The 8,165-nt window shown below is 67.0% G+C and carries 9 protein-coding genes and 2 pseudogenes; 3 read left to right on the forward strand and 8 right to left on the reverse strand.

The genetic code is table 11. The features are described from left to right. Nucleotides 1–265 precede the first annotated feature (265 nt). From ACRDP3_RS10130 to ACRDP3_RS10140, 3 genes are all read right to left on the reverse strand, one after another. A complete protein-coding gene (locus tag ACRDP3_RS10130; RefSeq protein WP_431516539.1) occupies nucleotides 266–751 on the reverse strand; it encodes a hypothetical protein in 486 nt (161 codons plus the stop codon). A 91-nt stretch (nucleotides 752–842) separates the two neighbouring features. Next, a complete protein-coding gene (locus ACRDP3_RS10135) occupies nucleotides 843–2,510 on the reverse strand; it encodes an alpha/beta hydrolase (protein ID WP_431516540.1) in 1,668 nt (555 codons plus the stop codon). 8 nt (nucleotides 2,511–2,518) lie between these two features. Next, nucleotides 2,519–2,959 (reverse strand): hypothetical protein, encoded by a 441-nt coding sequence (locus ACRDP3_RS10140; protein WP_431516541.1) that lies wholly within the window; start codon nucleotides 2,957–2,959, stop codon nucleotides 2,519–2,521. A gap of 168 nt (nucleotides 2,960–3,127) precedes the next feature. Between ACRDP3_RS10140 and ACRDP3_RS10145 the strand changes: the two are divergent. The 3 genes and pseudogenes from ACRDP3_RS10145 to ACRDP3_RS10155 all read left to right on the forward strand — a co-directional run. Continuing rightward, nucleotides 3,128–3,292: pseudogene (locus ACRDP3_RS10145) on the forward strand (WD40 repeat domain-containing protein); the annotation flags it as partial. A gap of 76 nt (nucleotides 3,293–3,368) precedes the next feature. Then, complete coding sequence (locus ACRDP3_RS10150) at nucleotides 3,369–3,617, forward strand: hypothetical protein (protein WP_431516542.1); 249 nt, start codon at nucleotides 3,369–3,371, stop codon at nucleotides 3,615–3,617. Next, nucleotides 3,506–3,799, forward strand: a pseudogene (locus tag ACRDP3_RS10155) (WD40 repeat domain-containing protein); the annotation flags it as partial. The gene ACRDP3_RS10150 and the pseudogene ACRDP3_RS10155, both read left to right, overlap by 112 nt. On the opposite strand, the gene ACRDP3_RS10160 reads toward ACRDP3_RS10155, so the two are convergent. The 5 genes from ACRDP3_RS10160 to ACRDP3_RS10180 all read right to left on the reverse strand — a co-directional run. Beyond that, complete coding sequence (locus tag ACRDP3_RS10160; RefSeq protein WP_431516543.1) at nucleotides 3,800–4,099, reverse strand: NIPSNAP family protein; 300 nt, start codon at nucleotides 4,097–4,099, stop codon at nucleotides 3,800–3,802. A gap of 304 nt (nucleotides 4,100–4,403) precedes the next feature. Beyond that, nucleotides 4,404–5,861, reverse strand: a complete 1,458-nt coding sequence (locus tag ACRDP3_RS10165; protein ID WP_431516544.1) for a hypothetical protein — start codon at nucleotides 5,859–5,861, stop codon at nucleotides 4,404–4,406. After that, nucleotides 5,861–7,216, reverse strand: a complete 1,356-nt coding sequence (locus ACRDP3_RS10170; RefSeq protein WP_431516545.1) for a KGGVGR-motif variant AAA ATPase — start codon at nucleotides 7,214–7,216, stop codon at nucleotides 5,861–5,863. The genes ACRDP3_RS10165 and ACRDP3_RS10170 overlap by 1 nt, the downstream gene beginning before the upstream one ends. Further along, on the reverse strand, nucleotides 7,213–7,689 hold the full coding sequence (locus ACRDP3_RS10175; RefSeq protein WP_431516546.1) for a hypothetical protein: 477 nt from the start codon (nucleotides 7,687–7,689) through the stop codon (nucleotides 7,213–7,215). The genes ACRDP3_RS10170 and ACRDP3_RS10175 overlap by 4 nt, the downstream gene beginning before the upstream one ends. A 45-nt stretch (nucleotides 7,690–7,734) precedes the next feature. Continuing rightward, a partial coding sequence (locus ACRDP3_RS10180; RefSeq protein ID WP_431516547.1) for a hypothetical protein occupies nucleotides 7,735–8,165 on the reverse strand: 431 nt, incomplete at its 5' end.

Genomic DNA, 8,165 nt, shown 5'->3' on the forward strand with positions numbered 1-8,165 from the left:
GGGCCCTTCCGTGCGTCGCCCTGTGTTCACGCTCGCCACGGCGGCCGCCGTCCTCGCGACAATCGGCGTGCCCTCGGTCATCGGCGACGGGAGCACCGAGACACGGTGGCTTGTTCCCAGCGACGAACTGTCCACCCTGCGTACCCGTCCGCTGACTCTGCGTACGAGGCTCCGTGCTGGTGAACGCCCTCCCGCGATCGCCACCGTGGCACCCATGAACTCAACCGCTCACCCTCACCTGTCTCAGAGGGAAGGAGGGGCCCCTTCAGAAGCCCTTGACCTTCTGCCCCTCGGGGACCTGGAAGCAGGCGGAGACGAGACTGACGTTGATCATTGAGCGTTGCCCGGTGTCCCTACCCCGCTCGTCGAGGAGCCGGACGTTGACGGAGAACTGCTTGTCGCCGTGCTTGTAGTCCGCGACGAGTTCGAGGTTGCGCGCCCGGCTCCGGTCCGGCCCGTAGCTGACGATCTCCCAGCCCCGCTCCGGCAGCCCCCCCTTCAGGCGTTCCATCGCTGCTTCCATGTCCTCGACAGGCACGCCGTACGCAGACCAGGGGTGCTTGATCGTGAACCGCGTGTCTGAGTCGGAGCCGTCGCACGGCGAGACGCCCGGCCCCGGCTCCGTCACCTCGCCGTTCAGGTCGATTACGTTGAGGATCTGGCTTGAGACCGACTTGGCGTCCTCCCGTGCGGCCTCCACCTCCCGCGTGCGCGGCGTGTGGCCGGGGTCGTCTTCCTCGTTTCCACTCATACCCGAACATCCTGTCAGTGCGGTCGCCGACGCCGCGGCCAGTACGGTAAGGATACGGAAGAGACGGCTCCCGCGCCCCTGGGGCCGACGCCTACTCTCGCTGCACGTCGTCATAGCGCCCGGTGATGACGTATGCCTGGTTGAGACTGCTCTGGGAGCCGGATTTCCAATAACCACTGTGTCCTTCTGTGTCGGTCGACATCTGGTTGGCCCCGAAGCGGTCGTCGCTGGGGATGACCCAGTCGAACCCGGTGTCCCAGTGCCACTCCCGGTGCCCATGGCCCAGTCTCCCGAGGTCGGGCACGGAGTCGCCGTCGGCCTCCTGGTTCCACACGTGCCCCTCGGGCACATCCATATCCGAGGCCCGGCCCACCTGGACGCCAGGGCTGCCCGCGAACACCACGTCGTCCGCGTTCAAGTCGCCCTGACGGGCGGCGGAGCCGACCACGGTGGTGCCGTAGCTGTGCGCGGTCACAGTGGTGTGGCTCTCGTGACCAGCGTCGTGCGCGACGTCGATGCCGTCCATGAAACGGTTCAGGATCGGGCCACCCTCGTTCGCGTAGTGGCTGAACGGCGCGTCCTTGACGGGGTGGTCGGGCGCGTCGTAGCCGATCCAGCTGATGCTGGAGACCTGCTGGCCAGGCACCAGCGCCTGGCTCTCCCGCCAGATGTCGGTGCCGCGGCGCATGTTGCTGCCGAACCCGTCGACATCCGAGCCCGTACCGGGCACGTATACCGCCGTGTGGTGCGCCGTGTCGGGGTTGCCGTTGGCGACGATCGCCCGGCCGTCGCCCTCGGTGCTGAAACCGAGCAGGTACGCCTCTGGGAGCCCCTCCTCACCCGTCTGATCGAAGCGATCCTGTAAGAGGTGCATGTCCGCCAGGGAGGACTTCAGATGGGCCTTGCGGTCGTGCCACTCCTGCCACTCCTCGGAGATGCGCCGGGACGGCCCGGGGACGTACTTGGGGGGCTCTTCCGAATAGGCGTCCAGCTCTGTCTGGTACGCCCCCTCGGTCTCCGCCAGCACGCTGCGGTTCGCGTCGTCCCGCACGGCGGAGGGCAGGCCATCCAGCGCACCGACCGCATCGGGGTAGAGCGCGAGGAAGTCGGCCTGCTCCTCGGGAGACAGGCCGCGCCACCACTGGGCGTTCTCCCGCGGCGACTTGTCCTTGGGGATGTCCTCACGGCGCACGTCGTCACCGAGCGCCTCGCGCGCGGCGGCGCGGTCCCGGCCCGAGTCGGCCCAGTCGGCGTCCGTGACAGTGAGGTCGTTACGGGCCTTCAGCCGGTTCAGCAGACCGGTGCAGGTGCCGTCCGCCGTGGTGGCGTCCCGTACGGCGCCGCTGAGGCGGTCAGCGTAGCCCTGGGCCTCGGTCTTCTTCGACTCCTCGTGGGACGAGTCTGCGGCGGTCCACTTCACCGAACCGTCCGTCTCCACAGAGAAGCCCGCCCCCTGCGCGTCGGCGACGGCGCCGTCCAGCTTCCGCTTGGCCGCCCGCAACTCCTCAGCGAAGTCGGACAGCGCGGAGCGGGCCATGTTGGTCTGGTCGTGGGTGTACTGGAAGTTGTCTGCAACCCGCCTCAGCCGGGTCAGGGCCGCGTCGACGGCCTGGCCGCGCAGCTCGCCGCGCAGCTTCGCGGCGATTTCGTTGTTCACCCGGTCCATCGCCGCGCCCGCCGCGCTGGACACCTTCCGCCAGCCGTCGGCCGCCCCGTCGAATTGCGCGGGCTGTACGTCTTTGAGCTGTGCGTAGGTCACCAACTCTGTCAGCCTCCCGGAGGCGGTTCGATCGGCCTCGTCCGGGTCTCTCGGAAGGCATCACCGATGGCCTGGTCGTTCTTGTAGTGGTCGTTCCCGGCCTTCGTCAGCTTGTCGCTGAGCTCCCCGCACTCCCGCCCGACCAAGTCCAGCCGGGTTTTCCAGGAGTTGTAGACGCTGTGCTGGGCCGCCGTGCTTGTGAAGCCGTCCACGCCCGCGTCGCCCGTGCCGACGCCCTGCTGCTTGTCCACCAGGGTGCTCAGCGCGCCACTGAAGGTACCGCGCACCTCACTTACGCCCGCTGATGCCGTGGTCCAAGGCGACTTGGCCGTCTTCAGGTCGCCGCCATCCTTGCCCGTGGCCCAGCCCGGCTCGCCACCCGCACCGGCGAGCTGCAGCCGTGTCGAGGCCTGCACCTTGAGCCCCGCCCACTCCTCTTCGAATGACACGTTCTCCCCCGTCGCCCTGAAGGCCGATTCTCCACCCGCACCAGTACCGAATCCACCAGATAACCTAACAGCGCGTAGCGTGGCGGCACAGGGGCTCAACCCGGACAGCCGCCCACCCGGCAGCGACCCCACGTCACGCGCAGCGCCTCGGCGCCGCCCGCGAGTGCGGCGGACGGATCCGCCATCGCCACCGGCTCCGGGGACCACACCGTACGCATCTGGGATGCGCACGACGGAGACCTGCGGCTGCTGCTGCGCGGGCACACGGACTACGTCTGGAATCTGGCCTGGTCTCCGGACGGCCGGATGCTGGCCTCCGCGTCGTCCGACCCGACCGTACGCATCGTCAGCACCCGGGACACGGAAGTTCCTGGCTGTGCTGCGTGGGCACACCGACACGGTGTGGGGTGTGGCCTGGTCTCCCGCAGGCGACCAGCTCGCCACCGGTTCGACCGACACCACCGGGATCGTGTGGGACCTGAGGCCACGAGGGGCCGAAAACGTTCTGGTCGACGCCCACGGCGGCCGGGTGAACCAGGCGGCCTGGACCCGGACGGAGGACGCATCGCCACCGCCTGCGACGACGGCACCGTGCGGGTATGGCCGGCCACGACCTTCGAGGAGAGGGACGTCGTCGGCGCCCACCAGGACAAGGTGACATCGGTGACCTGGTCACGGGACAGTACGCGACTGCTCTCCGCATCCTTCGACGGGACAGCCCGCAGGTGGCCTGCCGACCCCGACTTCGACCGTCTCGAAGCGCACGCCCGAGGACGGGTCTTCCGGACGCTCAGCGAGGACGAACGGAGTCGGCACATGCTCCCGGCGGCCCCAGCCTGATCAGTACCGCTCCTCGACCGTGCGGTCATCGGTGTCCACCAGATAGTCGCCCGGATCGAGGTTCATCTCCTTGCGGGCAGGAGACGACCAGTACATCGCGTTGCGCTCCGCGAAGGTCTCGGGGCCGTCGTAAGAGATCAACCAGACGAACCGGTTGCGCTCACGGTCGACCCAGGCCCCGCCGATGGTGAACCCCAACTCCAGCCTCAGCGGCACGATCTCCGCGCGCCAGCGCTCGACCCACTCGTCGAGCAGGCCCTCTTTCACGGTGTACGTACGAAGCTGCGTGGTCTTGGCCACGAGTGGCGTCCCTCCTGGATCGCCTCCACTGCTGACACACAGGCGATCCGCAACAGCGGGCGAACGGCAGCGAGTCGCGCCCCATCCCATGCCGTGCCGTCCACATCGTCGATCGCCACCGGCGGCACCTTTCAGGTACGCGCGTGGGACCTCTCCCGCGTTCACCTCACCCAGAGTCGCGGAACAAGCGACGAACAGTCCGCCCTGCGCGCCCGCACGCTGACTCTGCGTACGCGGCTCCGTGCTGGGTCGACGATCCAGCCGGGCGCGGCGACGGCCACGCTCTCGCGTCTGTGCGCGCCGGCTATGTCTTGACCTTCGGCACGCCGCCTTTTCGGCCGATCGAGAACGCGATGCGGTACACGTCCGGCAGGTCGATCCGTCCGTCTTTGCGGCGCCGCATCACTCCCAGATCGATCAACTCCTCAATCAGACCGGGGTAGCGGTCAGCATGGCGCGGTCCCGTGCGCACGTCCTCCTCCGCAGCCGTGCTTTCGGCCTCGGCCTGCAATGCCGCTGTGAGGCCGCTTTCGCCCCACAGGCTCACAACAAGGTCCTCTTCGATCGGTACCTGCTGTCCATTGAGCGGCTCGATGGCAGTCTGCACCCAGGGCAGGTCTTCCCTGATCTCACCCACGCGGGTTCGCGACGCCGACTGCACTCCTCGGCGGATACCTTCGTGATGGATGGCGTACTCGTGACCGGCGTACTGGGCGATCGTCTCCTCCACGGCTTTGGAAAGCGCATCGAGGAAACTTCGCGGGCTGACCTGTTCCGCCCCGTCCATCAAATGGTTGGGCAGCCAGGTATAGGTGTAACCCTTCCGGAAGTTCGCCCCCATGTACGAACCTGCGAGTGCGGTGAATGCCTCGGATTGAACCTCTTCGTCCCCAAGGAGCGAAGCAGGGGGCACGTGCCTGCCGGCCGTCGTCTCATCCCAGCCGGGCCTCATGGACCGGAAGTCGGCTGCCAAAGGGGCCCTGTCGTTCCCGAGGTAATGGAAGAACAGGCCGTAGAGGTTGGCCGGCGTCCACTTCAGACTGGCAGCGTTCGACGTGAGCTTCGACGCGTCCGGGAAGTGGAGTAGAGCCCCGTCAAACATGTCGGGGCGGATGAAGATTTTGCAGCGGATGTTTCTGGTGCTCAGGCGCAGTTCAAGAGCCAGTTGAAGGATGCCGGCCACCAGCCGGTCAGCTTGCCGGCGGTCGAGGTGCAGATGCTCGAGAGCGTCGAAGAGAACAAGGCAAACCTTCCCTTCGGCCTGTGCCCGCCGGTCGGCGGCGGCGATGGTTCGGTCCCGATCGCCCGGGTGGTCCCGTACCCAGGCGATCTTGTCTTTCCAGGATCCGACAGCTGCAAGGTCCCGATGTCCGAGCGCCACCAACAGCACAGTGGTCCACAGCTCGTAGGGGTTGGCACCGCTGTCGACGAGGCTGCGCAGCTCGGCCGAACCCGGATAGCGGTCGGGGACAAGGGCAGCACCGTAACCAGCGGCCACCTCCAGTTCACGCAGCCGGTCGATGCGGTACTCCTGTGCAGCGACCTCACGCAGAAGCGGGTCAAGCAGCGATCTGAACCAGAACGTCTTGCCCACACCTCGTCCCCCCTGGACCACTGTGGTGTCGGGTTCCAGCGCAAGGCGGTGACTGTCCGGGGTGAACAAGGTGTTCACCGTCGGATGGACCGTGTCAGCGTCCTGCGCCCTGGGCAGCGCGGCGCTGAGCAACGCCCGGTAGTCCTCGACCCGGAGAGCGGCAGTCATCACGTTCCTTCGACGATCAGGCGTGTGGCGGTGTCCAGGAACGTACGATACGCGGCCTGCACAAACGTACGTTCGCTCCATCCGGGGGTGGCTGCCCCGTCCAGCCCGACGAGCTCGAGCGTGAAGAGAATCGGTACCGGCGCATGGGGGGCTGAGCTGTCTTCAGGACTCGGGTTGAAACCCGTCGGATCGTCGGCAGCAAGATCGTCGTAGAGAACGGAAAAACTTGACCAGGCGTGCTCACGGAACGATTCCAGGTATGCGTCCTGCTTCCGGTCCGGCGTGTCGGGGACCATGGAGGCGACCATGCGAAGCTTGTCGCGGATGAGTTCAGCCTTGCCGGCCGCGCTCCAGGCCGAGAACAGGTCGTGATATCCGGTCCATGTCTGAACATTGTCGGATCCGAAGAGCAGCGCGAGGTCGGCGAGACGCGAGATCGCGACGGCGGCGATGTCGTGGATACCCGCCCGGCTGTCGAGCAACACCACATCAGGGCGGCGGCTGAGGCGTGCGACTGTGCTCTCGCATGCCGATACCGCGGCGTCCATTCGCTCGGCGAATCCGGAGTCACCGTCCCCGGCCCCGTCGGTGTAGATACGATTGAGCTTGTCCACATAGCTGTACGGGGCCTGACTCCTGTCGCTGCCGCGTCCACGAGCGGGAGCGACCCAGAGTTCGCCGTTTCCCTTGACACTTACATGGGACGCCCTCACCACGAGATCCAGGCCCTCGGCGTTGCCAAGAGCGTCCTCGACAAGGTGATCGACCAAACCGTACTGGGGCATCTGTTCGTCCCCGACCAGCAGTGGCCCGGATCCCGGCGATTCCAGGTCCAGATCGACGACGAGAACGCAACGCCCCTGATCTGCCAGGTGCTTGGCCAGGAGGAATGTGGCTGTGGACCGGCCCACGCCGCCCTTGAACCCGTACAAGGCGACTCGTGGAGTCACGGCACTTCGGGACGCATCCACCGGAGTGCTGACGCGTGGCCAGTCCTCACCGACCACGGTGTTGTCGATTGTACGAAGGCGCCCACGCCCGGGACCTGATTCCTCGCTGGGCAAGTCGACGACACGAGGAGACCCGAAAAGCGCGTCGGCGGCGAACAGCTTCGAAGCCAGCACCACCGGCGAGGCGGCAGCGTATGGCCCCAGTTGCTCACTCATCTGACCGTGCCACCTGTCAACGGCCTCACCGGCCAGGTGCTCACCGCGATCGTCGAGCGCCACGACGAAGCGTCCAAGGACATCCCTCACGAGCAACACGTCGAGTCCGGTGCCGGCCGCTTCTCTCGCAATGGCGAGGGCAATCGGCCGAGCGTCGTCGAAACGAACAGGCGGAGGGTGAAGTGTCACGAGAGAACTCCGGCGGTGAGCGCCTGCTGGTGGAGGAGGAGAATCTTGTGTGCGGCCGCCCTGCGGGCGGTGACTTCGGCGGCATCGACGGCCTCCCCGTCGAGGTAGCGCTCCCCGACGTCCCAGGAGGCGAACGGCTGAGAGCTCTGAAGAAGACTCCCCAGGGCGCTGCCGGACCTCCCGTGGAGCAGCATGGCGACATCGGACCAGACGTGGGGCAGATGCTCGAAGAACTGGGGCTTGCCATTCGATCCAGGGATCCATGGTTTGACTTGAGGTTTGCCTCCGGGCGTCTTCGGCTGCAGCGTTGCGCCCAGGTACCGCAACAGCAAACTCTTCAGCGCACACTCCACCGCGAAGCCGTAGTGGTGGTCCGCGTTGGGTAAGCGACCATCGTCGTGCAGGTAGACGGCATCGTCGTGATGTCGTCGAGCCGCGCCGGCATAGTGATCTTGAGGAGAGGTCTCAGCCACGCCAGGATCTTAGTCAGTGAGACTGACAAGAGTCCTGACGTCGTTTCAAGTCCGGGCACCACTGTGCAGCTCCTTGACGAACAGCGAGTCGAGCAGCGCCCATTCGGTGGCCCGGTCGACGACCTCCACCGTGCGGCCGTCCAGTGACGGGGTCTGCTTCGGGTCCTCCATGGGGCACAGCCACCACAGCCCGTGCGGTGCCTGGGTCGGCCGGCGTGCCGCCTGCTGCAGGTTCACCAGCAGGTCGTGGCCGCCCCCGTCGAAGTAGCGGGCGAGCAGTCCGGCGTTGTGAACGAAGAGCACCGCCTTGGGGTCTGCCGTCTCGGCGAGGTCGGTGAGGCGGGCGGAGAGCCGTTCGGTGACCCGCTGGACGTAGGAGCGCAGGCCCGGCTTCAGCTCGCCGGTGCCGGTGAAGGCGGCGTCCGCGCGCAGCACCTTGGACCAGTCCGTGCCCAGCTCCTCGGCCAGGGCGCGGA

The sequence above is a fragment of the Streptomyces sp. genome, from assembly GCF_050698815.1.
Classification (GTDB): Bacteria; Actinomycetota; Actinomycetes; order Streptomycetales; family Streptomycetaceae; genus Streptomyces.

Coding starts and splice junctions, on each gene's coding strand:
- ACRDP3_RS10165 (WP_431516544.1), bottom strand. CDS start 5,861: ATGACTGCCGCTCTCCGGGTCGAGGACTACCGGGCGTTGCTCAGCGCC.
- ACRDP3_RS10130 (WP_431516539.1), bottom strand. CDS start 751: ATGAGTGGAAACGAGGAAGACGACCCCGGCCACACGCCGCGCACGCGG.